The sequence below is a fragment of the Nocardioides sp. BGA-UO-ETr-FS32 genome (genome assembly GCF_059567905.1).
The window spans coordinates 589,521-604,666 of record NZ_JCAQOX010000014.1 but is presented as its reverse complement, the minus strand read 5'-3'; the positions used below and the strand labels follow the sequence as shown (position 1 = coordinate 604,666).

The 15,146-nt window shown below is 72.9% G+C and carries 14 protein-coding genes; 5 read left to right on the top strand and 9 right to left on the bottom strand.

Translation table 11 applies throughout. The features are described 5' to 3' along the window. Positions 1-13: 13 nt before the first annotated feature. Positions 14-1,909, bottom strand: a complete 1,896-nt coding sequence (locus tag AC57BS_RS12760) for a penicillin-binding transpeptidase domain-containing protein (RefSeq protein ID WP_496411819.1) — start codon at positions 1,907-1,909, stop codon at positions 14-16. Positions 1,910-2,221: 312 nt separating this feature from the next. Here AC57BS_RS12760 and AC57BS_RS12755 point away from each other — a divergent pair, with 312 nt between their 5' ends. The 3 genes from AC57BS_RS12755 to AC57BS_RS12745 all read left to right on the top strand — a co-directional run bounded on the left by AC57BS_RS12755 (position 2,222) and on the right by AC57BS_RS12745 (position 4,956). Beyond that, positions 2,222-2,539 (top strand): hypothetical protein, encoded by a 318-nt coding sequence (locus AC57BS_RS12755; protein WP_496411818.1) that lies wholly within the window; start codon positions 2,222-2,224, stop codon positions 2,537-2,539. A gap of 103 nt (positions 2,540-2,642) precedes the next feature. Beyond that, positions 2,643-4,025 (top strand): class II fumarate hydratase, encoded by a 1,383-nt coding sequence (locus tag AC57BS_RS12750; RefSeq protein ID WP_496411817.1) that lies wholly within the window; start codon positions 2,643-2,645, stop codon positions 4,023-4,025. Positions 4,026-4,239: 214 nt separating this feature from the next. Continuing rightward, positions 4,240-4,956: a DUF4396 domain-containing protein gene (locus AC57BS_RS12745; protein WP_496411816.1), complete on the top strand. Its 717-nt coding sequence runs from the start codon at positions 4,240-4,242 to the stop codon at positions 4,954-4,956. Between the two features lie 199 nt (positions 4,957-5,155). Here AC57BS_RS12745 and AC57BS_RS12740 read toward each other — a convergent pair whose 3' ends face one another. From AC57BS_RS12740 to AC57BS_RS12730, 3 genes are all read right to left on the bottom strand, one after another. After that, positions 5,156-5,776: an aggregation-promoting factor C-terminal-like domain-containing protein gene (locus tag AC57BS_RS12740; protein ID WP_496411815.1), complete on the bottom strand. Its 621-nt coding sequence runs from the start codon at positions 5,774-5,776 to the stop codon at positions 5,156-5,158. Between the two features lie 468 nt (positions 5,777-6,244). Beyond that, on the bottom strand, positions 6,245-7,567 hold the full coding sequence (gene phoH2, locus AC57BS_RS12735) for an RNA 5'-3' helicase PhoH2 (protein WP_496411814.1): 1,323 nt from the start codon (positions 7,565-7,567) through the stop codon (positions 6,245-6,247). A 221-nt stretch (positions 7,568-7,788) separates the two neighbouring features. After that, positions 7,789-8,568, bottom strand: a complete 780-nt coding sequence (locus AC57BS_RS12730; protein WP_496411813.1) for an isoprenyl transferase — start codon at positions 8,566-8,568, stop codon at positions 7,789-7,791. 80 nt (positions 8,569-8,648) lie between these two features. Here AC57BS_RS12730 and trhA point away from each other — a divergent pair, with 80 nt between their 5' ends. Next, positions 8,649-9,389 carry a PAQR family membrane homeostasis protein TrhA gene (gene trhA, locus AC57BS_RS12725; RefSeq protein ID WP_496411812.1) on the top strand — a complete coding sequence of 247 codons (741 nt, stop codon included), beginning with the start codon at positions 8,649-8,651 and terminating at the stop codon, positions 9,387-9,389. A gap of 29 nt (positions 9,390-9,418) precedes the next feature. Here trhA and AC57BS_RS12720 read toward each other — a convergent pair whose 3' ends face one another. Then, complete coding sequence (locus AC57BS_RS12720) at positions 9,419-10,342, bottom strand: DUF1353 domain-containing protein (protein WP_496411811.1); 924 nt, start codon at positions 10,340-10,342, stop codon at positions 9,419-9,421. Between the two features lie 176 nt (positions 10,343-10,518). Here AC57BS_RS12720 and AC57BS_RS12715 point away from each other — a divergent pair, with 176 nt between their 5' ends. Further along, positions 10,519-12,675 (top strand): YhjD/YihY/BrkB family envelope integrity protein, encoded by a 2,157-nt coding sequence (locus AC57BS_RS12715; protein ID WP_496411810.1) that lies wholly within the window; start codon positions 10,519-10,521, stop codon positions 12,673-12,675. Between the two features lie 15 nt (positions 12,676-12,690). Here the strand turns inward: AC57BS_RS12715 and AC57BS_RS12710 are convergent, their stop codons facing one another. Genes AC57BS_RS12710 through AC57BS_RS12695 form a run of 4 tightly spaced genes read right to left on the bottom strand, consistent with a single transcriptional unit; the run spans position 12,691 to position 15,099 of the window. Continuing rightward, positions 12,691-13,329: an HAD family hydrolase gene (locus AC57BS_RS12710; RefSeq protein ID WP_496411809.1), complete on the bottom strand. Its 639-nt coding sequence runs from the start codon at positions 13,327-13,329 to the stop codon at positions 12,691-12,693. After that, complete coding sequence (locus AC57BS_RS12705) at positions 13,326-13,796, bottom strand: PTS sugar transporter subunit IIA (protein WP_496411808.1); 471 nt, start codon at positions 13,794-13,796, stop codon at positions 13,326-13,328. Before AC57BS_RS12705 ends, AC57BS_RS12710 begins: the two co-directional genes overlap by 4 nt. Then, positions 13,793-14,026, bottom strand: a complete 234-nt coding sequence (locus AC57BS_RS12700; protein ID WP_056908300.1) for a PTS sugar transporter subunit IIB — start codon at positions 14,024-14,026, stop codon at positions 13,793-13,795. The genes AC57BS_RS12705 and AC57BS_RS12700 overlap by 4 nt, the downstream gene beginning before the upstream one ends. Beyond that, positions 14,023-15,099, bottom strand: coding sequence for an SIS domain-containing protein (locus tag AC57BS_RS12695; RefSeq protein WP_496411807.1), 1,077 nt, complete (start codon positions 15,097-15,099; stop codon positions 14,023-14,025). The genes AC57BS_RS12700 and AC57BS_RS12695 overlap by 4 nt, the downstream gene beginning before the upstream one ends. Between the last annotated feature and the right edge of the window lie 47 nt (positions 15,100-15,146).

The following is a 15,146-nucleotide window of genomic DNA, read 5'->3' as shown; positions in this document are numbered from 1 at the left end:
CCCTCCTCGGGCGTCAGCGCAGGAACGCCTCCAGCACCGGGCCGGCGGTCTGCGAGCCCGACACCCCGGTCGCGACGAACACCGCGACGGCGAGGTCGCCGCGGGTCGCGATCATCCACGCGTGGGTCGGCAGCGAGCCGGACGCGTCGGGCGCGCCGTACTCGGCGGTGCCGGTCTTGGCGCCGATCTCGCCGGGCACGTCCTGGAGGAACCGTCCCGAGCCCGTGGTCACCACGGCGCGCATCAACCCGCGCAGCGTTCCGGCCTCGGCGCCGGTCAGCGACACCTCGGGCGGGACCTGCTGGACCTCGTGCTGCGGCAGGAGCACCGGCAGCACCGCGCGACCGGCCGAGACCGAGGCGGCGACCGTCGCCATCGCGAACGGGCTGGCCAGGACGGTGCCCTGGCCGATCATGTCGGCCGCGGCTCCGGTCTCGGTCTCCGGCGGCGGCACCTGCCCGAAGTAGACCGGGAAGCCGAGGTCGTGGTCCGTGCCCAGCCCGAGGGCCTGGGCGGCGGCAGCGAGCTCGCCGTCGCCGAGCCGCCCGGCGTTGCCGATCAGCGCGGTGTTGCAGGACTGGGCGATGGCCTGGGTGAGCGTGATGTCCCCGACCGCGGAGGCCGGGTAGTCGTCGTAGTTCTTGAACGACCGGCCGTCGACGACGGTCGTGGCCGGGCACGACACCACGTCGTCGACGCGCATCCCGTTGCGCAGGAGGGCGAGCGAGGTCACGACCTTGAACGTCGACCCCGGGGCGTACTGCCCGGTCGAGGCGAGGTCGGCCCCTGCCGCGCCGGCCCCGTTGGCGCTCGCGAGCACGGCCCCGTCCGACGGCCTGATCGCGACGAGCGCGGCGGCGGCCGCACCGTCACCGAGGGTGGCGAGGGCCTGCTCGGCCTTGTCCTGCAGTGCCGGGTCGAGGGTGGTGAGGAGGTCCGTGCCGTCGGTCGCCGGCGCCTCGAAGAGCGTGCGCAGCCGGTCGTCGGCGTCGCGGGCGACGACCGCCGTGCCGGGCGCGCCGCGCAGCTGCTCGTCGTAGCGGGCCTGGAGCCCGGACAGGCCCACCTCGTCGCCCGCGACGATGGCACCGTCGGACTCCTCGACGATCTCGGCCGTGGCCGGTCCCACCCGGCCCAGCAGGGCGGCGGCGAACTCGCGCGTCGGGGCAAGCGGCAGCGTGTCGTTGACCGCCAGCGCGCCGGGGACCTTGCGGAAGGCCGGCAGCACCTCGCGGGCGTCGTCCTCGCGCAGCACGACCGCCTCGACGAAGGCCTCCGCGCCCATGGCCTCCGCGCGGGAGACGTACGACGCCGCGTCGACGTCGAGGATGCGGGCGATGCGTCGGGCGCTGCGCCCCACCTGGGGGCCCTGGACCTTGGTCTTGTCGAGCCCGTAGCGCAGCACCGGGCGCTCGGTCACGAGCACGGCGCCTTCGGCCCCGGTGATGTCACCGCGTGCGGGCGTGATCGTGCGCAGGCCCAGGCTGTCGCCGTCGGCGAGGTCGGGGGCGAGGTCGTCGGGCGCCCAGCCGACCGCCCAGGTCTGCCCGTCGCCGCCCTGCGTCAGCGCCACCGAGGTCTCGTACTCCCACACCGCGCCGTCCGCGACCTCCCAGCGCCAGGCGAGGGTGGCGTCTGCGCGCCCCTCCTCCTCGACCTCCGTGACGTCGACGACGTCGACCGCGACCGGCACCTCGGCGAGCGGCGCAACGAGCTCGGCGAACGCGGCCCGCATGCGCTCGTCGACCAGCGGCACCTCTCCCAGCGAGTGGTCGGAGAGCGCGGCGGCGAGGTCGTCCGCGAGGTCAGCGGCGGGGTCGCCGTCCTCCCCGCCGAGTGCGGAGCAGGCCGACGCGACGCCCACGAGGAGTGCCGCCGTGCCGACGCGGGTCCCGAGACGCAGTCGCATGGCCCCATGGTCCCGGGTCGGTGGTGATCGCTCCAAGGGACCACGCCGGGGGGCGTCAGGAGAGCTCGGCGCGGTAGTGGTCGCTGAAGGCCGGGTGGTCGCCGAGCACCCGCAGGTGTCGGCGGCCAGGTCGACGACTCGCGGCGCACGGGTCATGGGCCATTGGCAACTCACTCGTTACCAAGAGGTCGAGGCCGCGCTCCTCGCAGAGGGTGGACAGACTTGGGACAAACATTGGACAAACCCTCGACAAGCGCTGCTCCGGTGTGGTGCATTGGACTCCAGACCTTGACCCCCCACGAGGAGATCGCCATGAAGCGCACCACCCGAACCGCCACCTCGCTCGCCGCCCTCTCGCTCGGCGTCGCCACCGTCGTGCTCGCACCGGCCGCGGCCCAGGCCAAGCCCGACACCGACTGCATGCGCGCCGGCATCAGCACGCTCAAGTCCGAGGGGTTGTTCTCGACGGTGGCCGAGTCCGGACTGCCCATCGCGGCCGCGGTGGCGTACGGAGTGGCTCCCCGCGCAACCACCGACGTGGCGTCGCTGCCCGACCCGCTGCCCCTCTCCGTCGTGCTGGCCGACCACCGGGCCGGTGACGACAGCCTCTTCATCTACCCCTGGTGCTGACCTCCCCTGCAGCGCCTCTCCCCGGACGCCTCGCTGACTCCCTCACCGGAGCGGCGGGGCGTCCGCCGTCTCGCCCCGTCGGGTGAGGAGTAGCGTCGAGCGCGTGAACGAGACACGCATCGAGCACGACTCCATGGGCGAGGTCGAGGTGCCTCGGGACGCCCTCTGGCGGGCCCAGACCCAGCGCGCGATCGAGAACTTCCCGATCAGCGGCCTGACCCTGCAGCCCCGGCACGTCCAGGCGCTGGCCCACGTCAAGGCGGCCGCCGCGACGGCCAACGCCGCCCTCGGCGTCGTACGCCACGACCAGGCGCAGGCCATCGTCACCGCTGCGGACGCCATCGTGGAGGGCACCCACGACGGCGAGTTCCCCATCGACGTCTTCCAGACCGGCTCGGGCACCAGCTCCAACATGAACGCCAACGAGGTGATCGCGACGCTCGCCGCGCAGGCCGGCGTCGAGGTCCACCCCAACGACCACGTCAACGCCTCGCAGAGCAGCAACGACACCTTCCCGACGAGCATCCACGTGGCCGCGACCCTCGCGGTGGTCGACGACCTGCTCCCGGCCCTCGACCGGCTGGCGACGGCCTTCGAGGCCAAGGCCGAGGAGTTCGCCGACGCCGTGAAGTCGGGGCGAACGCACCTGATGGACGCCACCCCGGTCACGCTGGGTCAGGAGATGGGGGCGTACGCCGCCACCCTCCGCCTCGGTGCGGAGCGGCTCGAGGCGGTCCTCCCCCGCGTGCGCGAGCTGCCGCTGGGCGGCACGGCCGTCGGCACCGGGATCAACACCCCGGCCGCCTTCGCCGAGCGGGCGATCGCGGCGCTCGCCGAGCGGACCGGGCAGCCCTTCACCGAGGCGCGCAACCACTTCGAGGCGCAGGGCACCCGCGACTCGCTCGTCGAGCTCTCCGGCGTGCTGCGGACCATCGCCGTCGGCCTCACCAAGGTCTGCAACGACCTCCGCTGGATGTCCTCGGGCCCGACCACAGGGCTCGCCGAGATCCACCTGCCCGACCTCCAGCCGGGGTCGAGCATCATGCCGGGCAAGGTCAACCCCGTGCTCCCGGAGGCGACGCTGATGGTCTGCGCGCGCGTGATCGGCAACGACGCCACCATCGCCTGGTCCGGCGCCGCCGGCAGCTTCGAGCTCAACGTGATGATGCCCGTGATGGCGCACGCGCTGCTCGAGTCAATCCACGTGCTCTCCACCTCGACGGTCCTCCTCGCCGAGCGCTGCGTCGACGGGATCACCGCCGACACCGAGCGGATGCGGCGCTACGCCGAGTCCTCCCCGTCGGTGGTCACCCCCCTCAACGCGCACCTCGGCTACGAGCAGGCCGCCAAGGTGGCGAAGAAGGCGCTCGCCGACGGCGCGACCATCCGCGAGACCGTGATCGCGATGGGCTACGTCGAGCGCGGCGACCTCACCGAGGAGCAGCTCGACGCCGCCCTCGACGTTGACTCGATGACGGGGCGCTGACCCTCAGGGACGCCCCGGCACGAACCGGTCGCGGGCCGTTCACCGGTGGGCTTGCGGGTGCGTCGATCGCCGACCCAAGTCGCCGACCGACGAGTCACATCGAGAAGCGGATGCCTCACAGGCGGTCATCCGGGCACCCCAGCGCGGTCACCCGAGGCGATCTGCACCGTCACGCCTCTTGACCAAGATACCCCCCGGGGGTATGTTCCGACGTATGGACCACACCTCGCACCAAGCCCCGCACCACGATGTGCACCAGGGCTCCCACCACGACATGGGCACCAACGCGATGGCGCTCTCCGCGACCCTCCACTGCCTGACCGGTTGCGCCATCGGCGAGATCCTCGGCCTGATGATCGGCACCGCCCTGGGGCTGGGCACCCTCGCCACGATCGCCATCGCGGTCGGGCTGGCGTTCCTGTTCGGCTACGCCCTGTCGACGCTGCCGCTGCTGCGCGCCGGACTGGGCGTCGGCACGGCGCTGACCGTCGTGCTCGCGGCCGACACCCTCTCGATCGCGACCATGGAGCTCGTCGACAACCTGGTCATGGCGATCATCCCGGGCGCGATGGACGCGGGACTGGTCAACCCGGTCTTCTGGCTCTCCATGATGATCGCGCTGACCGCCGCGTTCTTCGCAGCCTGGCCGGTGAACCGCTACCTGCTGGCGCGCGGCAAGGGCCACGCGCTCACCCACGGCTACATGGACGCGGAGCCGGTCGGCGCGCGCCGGTTCATCCCGGCCCTGACCACCTCGGCGCTGGTCGCGGCCATCTCCGCCTTCATGCTCGGCGGCCTGGTCGTCTCGATCGCCGACGAGCTCGGCGCGTCATCCACGACCGGGCACGCGCAGGCGCCGGCGCACCCTGTCGCGGAGATCCCCGACGCGGAGACGGACGGTGGTCAGCTCGCCCTCCTGCGGTCGAGCTGACCACCTCGCCCCAACCCCCCGGTTGGCCCAGCGTCGTGAGCGCGCGGCTCGCGTAGCGACGTACGAGCTGCGCCGCCGATCACTCAGGCGCATCCTGACCGGGCGGCACCGGGTGCCGCAGCCGAATCGGGTCGCACTAGGCCGATCGGTTGGACCAGTGGTCCAGCTCCCGACGGGCGCGGGCAGGGGCCGGGGCGGCTCAGTACCAGCCGTTGCCCTGCTTGAAGCTCCAGGCGCTGCACGGGGTGCCGTAGGTGTCCTGGATGTACTCCAGCCCCCACCGGATCTGCGACTCGGCCGACGTCATGTAGTCCGCCGGCAGGTCGTGCAGCTGGGTCAGCGCCTGCGGGATGCCGTAGGCCGAGGACGTCGGGTTGTCGGCGTCGACGCGCCAGTCGGACTCGCTGACATAGAGCGAGTCGAGGCACGAGAACTGGTCGGAGGAGAAGCCGTACGCCGGGAGCAGGACGCGCGCGATGTCGCGGGGGTCGCCCTCGGAGAGCTTCTCCGACCTCGTGACGCCCGAGCCTCCGGTCATCTCGAGCGCCGCGGCCTTGGCGGCGTCCGTACGCCGGGCCGAGCGCGAGACGACCTGGCGGCCCGCGCGCTCCTCGAGCGCGGCGGCGTCCATCGTCGGCTCGGCAGCCGACGCCTCGGGGGTCCGGTCGGCCCCGGCCGGGGCCGTGGTGGCCACGTCTGCGGCAGCGGGGGTGAGCGCCTCGGGGTCCTGCGAGAACAGGCCGCCGGTGACGCTCACGCCCGTCGCGGCGGCCGCGAGCCCGGTGAGGGTCACGCCGGTGCGCAGGGCTCGGTGGGGCACACGCGCAGCCTTGTGCTTGCCAGGGGCGCGGTGCTTCGGGACGTGCTTGTCAGACTTCGACACAGGGGCTCACGGGGGTTGACGACAGGGGATGTGCACGCCGGGTCGTACGGAGGGAGCGTGCGGCGACCGAGCCGACCAGGGCCGGCGGGACGGGGCGGTGCGGGGGGTCCCTGCGTCCTGCCGACGACCAAGATCACGAAACGGTCACGAGCCACCATGCATGAGGCCCGAGACCCATGCAAACCGAACTCCACAATTGCTGGCGTCCCTTGCGTCACAGGCTGCACACCCGCCCCGTACGCCCCGCCAGTCACACTTCCTCTCCCGCCCCACGCGGCTGTAACGCCGGGTTGTGACTTGTAGGACCCCTGTTCTACGGGGGTGCCTACAAGCACCAACCCGGCGTTACAGCGCTTGGAGCCTGCGGATCGGCGGCGGGCGTACGGCGGGAGCGCGCGCCGGGTGTCAGAGGGTGACGTCCTCCAGCATCTCGGTCACCAGCGCCGCGATCGGCGAGCGCTCGGAGCGGGTGAGGGTGACGTGGGCGAAGAGCGGGTGGCCCTTGAGCTTCTCGACCACGGCGACGATGCCGTCGTGGCGCCCCACCCGGAGGTTGTCGCGCTGGGCGACGTCGTGGGTGAGCACCACCTTGGAGTTGGCGCCGATGCGCGAGAGCACGGTCAGGAGCACGTTGCGCTCCAGGGACTGGGCCTCGTCGACGATCACGAAGGCGTCGTGCAGGGAGCGGCCGCGGATGTGGGTCAGCGGCATCACCTCGAGCATGCCGCGGTCCATCACCTCGTCGATGACGTCCTTGCCGGTGAGGGCGCCGAGGGTGTCGAAGACCGCCTGGGCCCAGGGCGACATCTTCTCGTTCTCCGAGCCGGGGAGGTAGCCGAGCTCCTGGCCACCGACGGCGAAGAGCGGTCGGAAGACCACGACCTTCTTGTGCTGGCGGCGCTCCATCACGGCCTCGAGACCGGCGCACAACGCCATCGCCGACTTGCCGGTGCCGGCGCGACCGCCGAGCGAGACGATGCCGACCTCGGGGTCGAGGAGCATCTCGAGCGCGACCCGCTGCTCGGCCGAGCGGCCGTGCACGCCGAAGGCGTCGCGGTCGCCGCGCACCAGGTGGACCCGCTTGTCGGCACCCACCCGCCCCAGCGCGGTCCCGCGCTCGGAGAGCAGGACGAGCCCGTTGTGGCACGGCAGGTCGCGCGCCTCGGCGAGGTCGACGACACCGTCCTCGTAGAGCTCGTCGATGTCGGCGGCGGGCACCTCGAGCTCGGTCATGCCGGTGTAGCCGGAGTCGCTGATCGCCTCCGCGCGGTACTCCTGGGCGTCGAGGCCGACCGCGGAGGCCTTGATCCGCAGGGGCAGGTCCTTGGAGACCAGCGTGACGGCGTGGCCCTCGTTGGCCAGGTTGCGGGCGACGGCGAGGATCCGGGTGTCGTTGTCGCCCAGCCGGAAGCCCGACGGCAACGACTCGGCGTCGGTGTGGTTGAGCTCGACCCGCAGGGTGCCGCCCTCCGTGCCGATGCCCACCGGCTCGTCCAGGCGGCCGTGGACGACGCGGAGGTCGTCGAGCGAGCGCAGCGCGGTGCGGGCGAAGTAGCCGAGCTCGGGGTGGTGCCGCTTGCCCTCGAGCTCGGTGATCACCACGACGGGCAGGACCACCTCGTGCTCGGCGAAGCGGGTCAGCGCGCCGGGATCGGCGAGCAGGACGCTGGTGTCCAGGACGTACGTGCGACGGGCGGTGTTGCTGGGCGAAGAGGACTTGCTGGCCACGACTAACCCCTTGCTGCGGGTCGGCGCGCGCACTCCTCGCCCGGCCCGATGTCATTCAACGGACCGGAGAGCTCCCATCTGAGTGCTCAAGGACTGCCTCCCGGTTCAGCAGGCTTCCCCACCTGCCGATACGGGCGAAAGTACGCCCGCCACCACACCGATCCGGGGCGACACGCCCGAACGCGAGGTGACGGTCGGATGACGTCTGCCGACTCCCCCGCTCAGCCGCCGAAGCGGCGCTCACGCTGGGCGTACGCCCGGATCGCGCGCAGGAAGTCGACGCGGCGGAAGTCGGGCCACAGCGCCTCGCAGAAGTAGAACTCCGAGTTGGCCGACTGCCACAGGAGGAACCCGCCGAGGCGTTGCTCGCCCGAGGTGCGGATCACGAGGTCGGGGTCGGGCTGGCCCTTGGTGTAGAGGTGCTCGGCGATGTGCTCGACGTCGATGAGGTCGGCGAGCTCCTCCAGCGAGGTGCCCCTGGTCGCGTGGTCGGCGAGCAGGGCGCGTACGGCGTCGGCGATCTCGCGGCGTCCGCCGTAACCGACGGCGACGTTGACCAGGATCCCGTCGATGTGGCGGGTCGCCTCCTCGGCCGCCTTGAGGCGGGCCGCGGTCTCGGGCGGCAGCAGGTCGAGCGCGCCCACGGGGTGGATGCGCCAGCGGCCGGCCTCGGCGAGCGACTCGACCGCGCCCTCGATGATCGTCAGCAGGCCGGCGAGCTGCTCGGGCGGGCGGTTGGTGAGGTTGTCGCTGGAGAGCAGCCACAGCGTGACCACCTCGACGCCGACCTCCTCGCACCAGCCGAGGAGGGGACGGATGTTGTCGGCGCCGGCCTGGTAGCCCTCGGCGGTGTTGAGCCCGACCGCCTTGGCCCAGCGACGGTTGCCGTCGAGCATCACTCCCACGTGCTGGGGGATCTGGTCGTGGGGCAGGCGCTTCACCACCCGGGACTCGTAGGCCGGGTAGAGCACCCGTCGTACGGCGTCCTTCACGTTGACCACCGACCGATCGTAACGCCGTGTGACCCGGACCTCGCCCCCGGCGACTGCGCGCCTCACCCCCGAGCGGGTATTTTCGCTCCATGGACAACGACGGCATCACCCCGCGCGACCGCGTCGAGCACGCCGTGGAGCGTGCGGGCGAGGTGATGGCGGACAAGATGGCCGAGGTCAAGCCGCACCTGCGCGGCTGGCTGCACGCCGGGACCGCGCCGCTCGCCCTGGCGGCCGGCATCGTGCTCGTGGCGATGTCACCGACCGCGTCCACCCGCATCGGCTCGGCGGCGTTCGCGCTGTCCGCGCTCCTGGTCTTCACCGTGTCCGCGATCTACCACCGCGGCACGTGGTCGCCGCGCACGTGGGCGTTCCTCCGCCGCTTCGACCACGCCAACATCTTCGTGCTGATCGCCGGCACCTACACGCCCTACGCCCTGCTCTTCCTGGAGGGCTCGGCACGTACGACGCTCCTGGTGGTCGTCTGGGCGGCCGCGATCGGCGGCGTGCTGTTCCGGGTGTTCTGGACCGACGCGCCGCGCTGGCTCTACACCCCGATGTACATCGCGCTCGGCTGGGCCGCCGTCTTCTTCATCCCGCAGTTCATGGAGGGGGCCGACAGGTTCAGCAGCGGGGTCGCGATCACGACGCTCGTGCTGGTGGCCGTCGGCGGGATCCTCTACACCCTCGGCGGCGTCGTCTACGGCCTCAAGCGCCCCAACCCGTCGCCGCGGTGGTTCGGCTTCCACGAGGTCTTCCACTCGTTCACGGTGCTCGCGTTCGCCGCGCACTACGTCGGGGTGTCGCTCGCGACCTACTCCCTGCGCTGACTGGGTGAGGTGGCTGGCGGAGATCGGCGTCAGCCGAGGCTGAGCACGGCGAAGACCACCAGGGACCCGACCACGACGACGCCGGCGACGGCCCACGCCGCGAGCGACGAGCGCCGGGCCAGGCGCTCGAGCAGGACGTACGTCGTTCCGATGAGCGCCAGCCCGACCGTGACGTGGAGCAGCACGGCGAGCATCACCCCGGCGATCGCCCCCGCCATCCGCAGCCGCCCCCAGAGCAGGCTGAGCGCGAGCGGCAGCACGACGGCACCGGCGAACCCTCCGGCCACCTCGGCCCACCACGGCCGGTCGCCCATCCAGGGCACGCCGACCGCACCCGCCCACGAGCGGTCGAACAGGTCGCTGGTCGCGCTGTAGCCGAGGTAGACGATCGAGGCGACCGTGACCCCGGCGGCGATCCGGTAGGACCAGTGCCGCGCACGCGACCACGGCACGGACCGCCCGACGAAGATCGTCGCGACCGTCACCGCGGTCCAGACGATCCAGCGACGGATCACCCCGGTGCCGGTGTCGGCCATCGCGTCGCGGAAGACGCGGTCCGCCTCCACCCGGTCGACCTCGTGCCCGTCGGTCGAGACGTAGGACGTGGGGTCGCGGCGGCCGGCCACCAGCGCGTCGTGGAGCAGCGCGGCCGGCAGGTGCGCGCCGGTCTTGGGCACCAGCCAGGTGAACAGCGCCGGCACGGACGTCAGGTCGGTGCGGAAGTCGGCGTCGGCGGGGACCAGCAGCTCGCCGAGGTGCCGGTCGAGGTAGGCGATGCGCCGCTCGAGCTCGAACAGCTCGACGTCCTCCTCGGCGTGGCGCTCGAGCACGATGCGCGGATCGGCGCCGGGGTCCGGCGGCTCACCCGGACCGGCCTCGGAGGGCAGCGTCCCGCCGTCGTAGAAGCGGCGGGGCTGCTGCTCCACCTGCGTCATGTGCTCCCGAGCCGTCATGGGTCCCAGTCTGGCGGCGCCGACCGACAGCGTCACCCGGCGTGCCGGCGCCTCCAGCAGGCAGTTCGCGCCACCGGGCGGCCTGCTCACGCTCAGGCGGGCGCGTCTGCGCCCGAACTGCCTACGTTGTGCACCGGGACGCCCGGCCGGCCACATGTCCCTAGGCTGAGGTCACCATGCGGATCCTCGTGACCTTCGTCGGCGGCGTCGGCCACCTGATGCCGTTGCTCCCGCTCGCGCGCGCCGCGCGCGGGGCGGGCCACGACGTCGCCTTCGCCGGGTCGGGCGGCCTGGTGCCGCGCATCGAGGAGGCGGGGTTCAGGGCGTACGCCACGAGTCCGTCGCCGCACCACAGCGGGACGCCTGCCAGTCGTGACCTCACGCCCGTCGACGGCTCGGACGAGGAGGCGACGGAGCTCGAGTTCGCCGAGAACTTCGCGACCAGGGGCGCACGCCGGATGGCGTCGGCCGTGCCGGAGGCCATCGAGGACTTCCGGCCCGACGTGGTGCTGCGTGACGAGACCGACCTCGGGACGACGATCGCGGCGGAGCTGGCCGACGTGCCCGTCGTCACCCACCTCGTCCTCGCCTCGGGGCTGCTGATCAGGCCCGGGCTGGTCGCGCCCCGGCTCGACGCCGTACGGGCCGAGCACGGACTGGCACCGGACCCCCAGCTCAGGAGGCTGACGTCCGGGACGACCCTGTCGGACGCGCCGCCGTCGTTCCGGAGCCCGGACGCACCGCTGAGGCTCGCTCCCCTGCACTACCGGTCCGGGCCGATCCGGCGGATCCGTCGGCGCGCGGGCAGGCCGTTGGTCTACGCCACCCTCGGCACGATCTTCAACACCACGTCGGGAGACCTCCTCGACCGCCTCACCGCGGGGCTCGCCGAGCTGGAGGCCGACGTGCTCGTCACGGTCGGGAGGGAGATCGATCCTGCGGAGCTGGGCCCGCAGCCCGCCCATGTGCGCGTCGAGAGGTTCGTCCCGCACGACGAGGTGCTGGCGCGGGCAGACCTCGTGGTGAGCCACGGCGGATCGGGCAGCTTCATGGCCGCCCTCGCCCACGGCCTGCCCTCGGTCCTGCTGCCCCTGGGGGCCGACCAACCCCACAACGCCCGTCGCGCGCACGAGCTGGGGCTGGCCACCACGATGGATGCCTCGGCGGCCACCCCGACCGAGATCGCGGACCGGGTACGAGCGGTCCTGCGCGACGACGCCATGGTCCGGCGCTGCCGCGAGGTGGCGGCCGAGCTGCACTCGCTCCCCGGGGTCGACACGGCAGTCAGTGCTGTCGAGGAGGCGGCCTCCGGACCTGCCCGCGAGGAGCCTAGTCTGCGCCCCATGACCACCGCGCGGACCGTGCCCGTCACCACGGAGATGGACGGTGACGAGCTCGACGCGCTCGACGCCTGGCACCTCGCGCGGGAGCACGGCCTGAAGAAGATCGCGGTGGAGTCGTTCGTGCGGTTCCGCTACGGCGACGGGTTCACCAACTCGCGCGCGCTCGCGCTCCAGGCCTGCCTCGCCGTCGTCCCGTTCCTGCTCGCGCTGACCGGGCTGGCCTCCGACCTCGACGAGGAGCGTCCGGCCGCCGTCGTCGCGCACGTGGTCGACTCCCTCTCCCCCGGCTCCGGCGACGGCGACGCGCTCGCCTCGGCGGTCGACGACTCCGACACCTCCGAGCTCGCCGGGGAGGTGGCGCTCTTCTTCGGCCTCGGCTTCGCGCTCCTGTCGATGACGACCGCCATGGCGCAGGTGGAGCGCGGCGCCAACCGCATCTACGGCATCCGGCGCGACCGCAAGGCGCTCCAGAAGTACGGCCGCGCCGCGATCCTGACGGCCGTGCTCGCCGTACCGGTGGGCGTCGGGTTCTTGATGATCGTCGGCGGGCTCGCCCTCGGCGAGGCGATGGCCGACAACTACGGCTGGTCCGAACGCACCGTCCTCTGGTGGAACGTGCTGCGCTGGCCGTTCGGCCTCGGTCTGCTCGTGTTCGCGATCGCAGTGCTGCTCGACCACGCACCCCGGCGCCGCCAGCCGGCCCTGTCCTGGCTGGCCCTCGGCTCGGGCATCGCGGTCGTCCTCACCGGCTTCGCGACGGCCGGCCTGGCGGCGTACGTGTCGCTGAGCGGGTCGTTCGGCAGCGTGTACGGCCCGCTCGCCGGCGTGTTCGCCCTGCTGCTGTGGGCCCTGCTGTCGTCGATCGCGTTCTTCTACGGCACCGCGGTTTGCGCCCAGCTCGAGGCGCTGCGGGCCGGCGAGATCACCCCGGCGCTCGACGACCCGGGACGCCCGCACGCGCACACGGTGGGCGACCGGCCCACGGGCTGACCTGCTCGTGCCGGTTCACGACGGCAGGAACGCCAGGAGCGGGCGGAGGTCGTCGTGCACCTCGACCGCGCCCGCGGCGCTCAGCTGCTCGGCCGCGTGCGTCGTACGGATGCCGTGCACGCGTCGTACGCCGGCGCCGAGCGCGGCGCGCACCCCCGCCGGTGAGTCCTCCGCGGCGACCGCGTGCGCCGCGTCGACCTCGAGCCGCTCGCACGCGAGGGCGTAGCCGGCCGGGTGCGGCTTGCCGTCGACGACGTCGCGGGCGGTGACGACGAGGTCGACCGCGTCGAGCGGGAGCGACAGCGCCGCGAGTGAGCGCTCCACCCAGTCGGGGCCGGCGGAGGTGACGATCGCGAGGCGTACGCCCGCCGAGCGGGCTGCGACGAGGAGCTCGCGCGCGCCCGGCACAGGGGCGGGTGGCTCGTCGGGGACGAAGGCGACCACCTCGCGGGCCAGTGCGGTCGGGTCGAGCCCGGACCAGGGGCCGGGCTCGGCGACGAAGACGTCCTCGGCACGACGGCCGGTGAACATGCCGAGGTCCGGCAGCTCCCAGCCGCGGTGCTCGAACCACGCGACGTAGGACGCGCGGTGCAGCGGCTCGGAGTCAACGAGGGTGCCGTCGAGGTCGAGCAGGAAGGCCGAGACCCCTGTCATGGGGTGGCGAACAGCAGGTCGCCTGCGGCGACGGTGCCGCCGATCGCGTCGCTGGTCACCGAGCCCTTCGCGCCGTCCATCAGCACGACCGGCACGACCGGGGAGACGTCCTGGCCGCCGGCGGTCGCGGGCAGGGCGGCCGGGTCCCAGGTGATCATCGGGTCGCCTGCGGCGACCTCGCTGCCCTGCGTCGCGAGCACCTCGAAGCCCTCGCCCTCGAGGCGGACGGTGTTGATGCCGAGGTGGACGAGCACCCCGACCCCGTCCCCGTGCACGACGAAGGCGTGCGGCAGCACCTTGAGGACCGTGCCGGCGATGGGCGCCACGACGGTCGTCGGGCCCGGGTCGGGCTCGATGGCGACACCGGGGCCCACCATCTCCTCGGCGAAGACCTGGTCGGGCACGTCGGCCATCGCGACGACGCGCCCCGGGCAGGGGGCCAGCACCTGCTGGGAGGGAGGGGTCACATCAGGTCCTCGATGTCGTCGGCCAGGTTGTCGGCCTCGGGGCCGACGACGACCTGGACGACCGTGCCGCTCGCCATCACGCCGTGGGCGCCGGCGGCCTTGAGGGCGGCCTGGTCGACCAGCGAGCCGTCCTTGACCTCGGTGCGGAGGCGGGTGATGCAGGCCTCGATCTCGACGACGTTGTCGGCGCCGCCGAGGCCGGCCAGGATCTGCTCTGCCTTGCTGCTCATGGGTGGTTCCTCTCGGAAGGGGTGGGAGTGGTGAACTCGGTCTGGGTGACCTTGTTGAGTCCGCGGGGGTTGTCGGGGTCGAGCCCGAGTCGTCGGGCCATCTGCTCGATCATCATCTGCGACGGGACGATCGAGGCGATCGGTTCGACCGTCTCGGGCAGCTCGGGGCCGGCGAGGTGCAGGTCGCAGAGCCCGGCGAAGTCAGCGGTGCCGCCGATGCCGAGGACGCGGGCACCGCGCTCCTGGAGGTCGCGGACGAGGTCGGCCATCGGCTCGGCGAGCGGTCCGCTCGCGGAGGCGACCAGCACGGCCAGCAGGCCTTCGCCGACCACCGAGATCGGGCCGTGGCGCAGGTCGGCGTACGAGTAGCCGCGCACCGGGCGCAGGCAGGTCTCCTCCATCTTGAGCGCCGTCTCGAGCGCCGTCCCGAGCAGCAGACCGCGCCCCGACACGACCACGCCGTCGGCGCCGGCCAGCGCCTCTGCGGCGGCGGACACGTCCGCCTCGAGCAGCCCCGCCACGACGTCCGGCACCCGCTCGAGGTCACCGGCCAGGGACGGCTCGGCGCCCAGCGCGTCGGCGAGGACGGCGAGCGCGACCAGCTGCGTGAGGTACGTCTTGGTGGCGGGCACCGCCACCTCAGGACCTGCCTGCGTCACGAGCGCCACGTCGGCGGCGTCGGCCAGCGGCGACCCCACCAGGTTGGTGACCGCGACCGTCGCGGCACCGCACGCGCGGGCCCACTCCTGGGTCTCGACGATCTCGGCCGTGGCGCCCGACTGCGACACCGAGACCACGAGCGAGTCGGACAGGTCGAGCCGCGAGCGGTAGTGCGTGGCGACGCTGGGCGCGGCCAGGGCGGCAGGGACGCCGGCCGAGACCTCGAGCAGGTAGCGGCCGTAGATCGCGGCGTTGTCGCTCGAGCCGCGCGCCACGAGGAGCACGCGACGGCGCCCGGCGAATGTCTCGCGCAGCCGGGCCTGCTCGGGCACGAGGTGCTCGAGGGTGCGGCGCGCGGCGTCGGGCTGCTCGGCGATCTCGGAGGCCATCCGGGTGGCAGTGGTGCTGGTCATGCGAGTCCTTGACAAGGTCGGTGCGCGGGAGCCATGCTCCCAACTGG

Bases quoted from the DNA above. Each gene is read 5' to 3' on its own strand.
- AC57BS_RS12755 (WP_496411818.1), top strand. From the start codon at position 2,222: ATGAAGCGCACCACCCGAACCGCCACCTCGCTCGCCGCCCTCTCGCTC.
- AC57BS_RS12695 (WP_496411807.1), bottom strand. From the start codon at position 15,099: ATGACCAGCACCACTGCCACCCGGATGGCCTCCGAGATCGCCGAGCAG.
- AC57BS_RS12700 (WP_056908300.1), bottom strand. From the start codon at position 14,026: ATGAGCAGCAAGGCAGAGCAGATCCTGGCCGGCCTCGGCGGCGCCGAC.
- AC57BS_RS12760 (WP_496411819.1), bottom strand. From the start codon at position 1,909: ATGCGACTGCGTCTCGGGACCCGCGTCGGCACGGCGGCACTCCTCGTG.
- AC57BS_RS12715 (WP_496411810.1), top strand. From the start codon at position 10,519: ATGCGGATCCTCGTGACCTTCGTCGGCGGCGTCGGCCACCTGATGCCG.
- AC57BS_RS12720 (WP_496411811.1), bottom strand. From the start codon at position 10,342: ATGACGGCTCGGGAGCACATGACGCAGGTGGAGCAGCAGCCCCGCCGC.
- AC57BS_RS12710 (WP_496411809.1), bottom strand. From the start codon at position 13,329: ATGACAGGGGTCTCGGCCTTCCTGCTCGACCTCGACGGCACCCTCGTT.
- trhA (WP_496411812.1), top strand. From the start codon at position 8,649: ATGGACAACGACGGCATCACCCCGCGCGACCGCGTCGAGCACGCCGTG.
- AC57BS_RS12745 (WP_496411816.1), top strand. From the start codon at position 4,240: ATGGACCACACCTCGCACCAAGCCCCGCACCACGATGTGCACCAGGGC.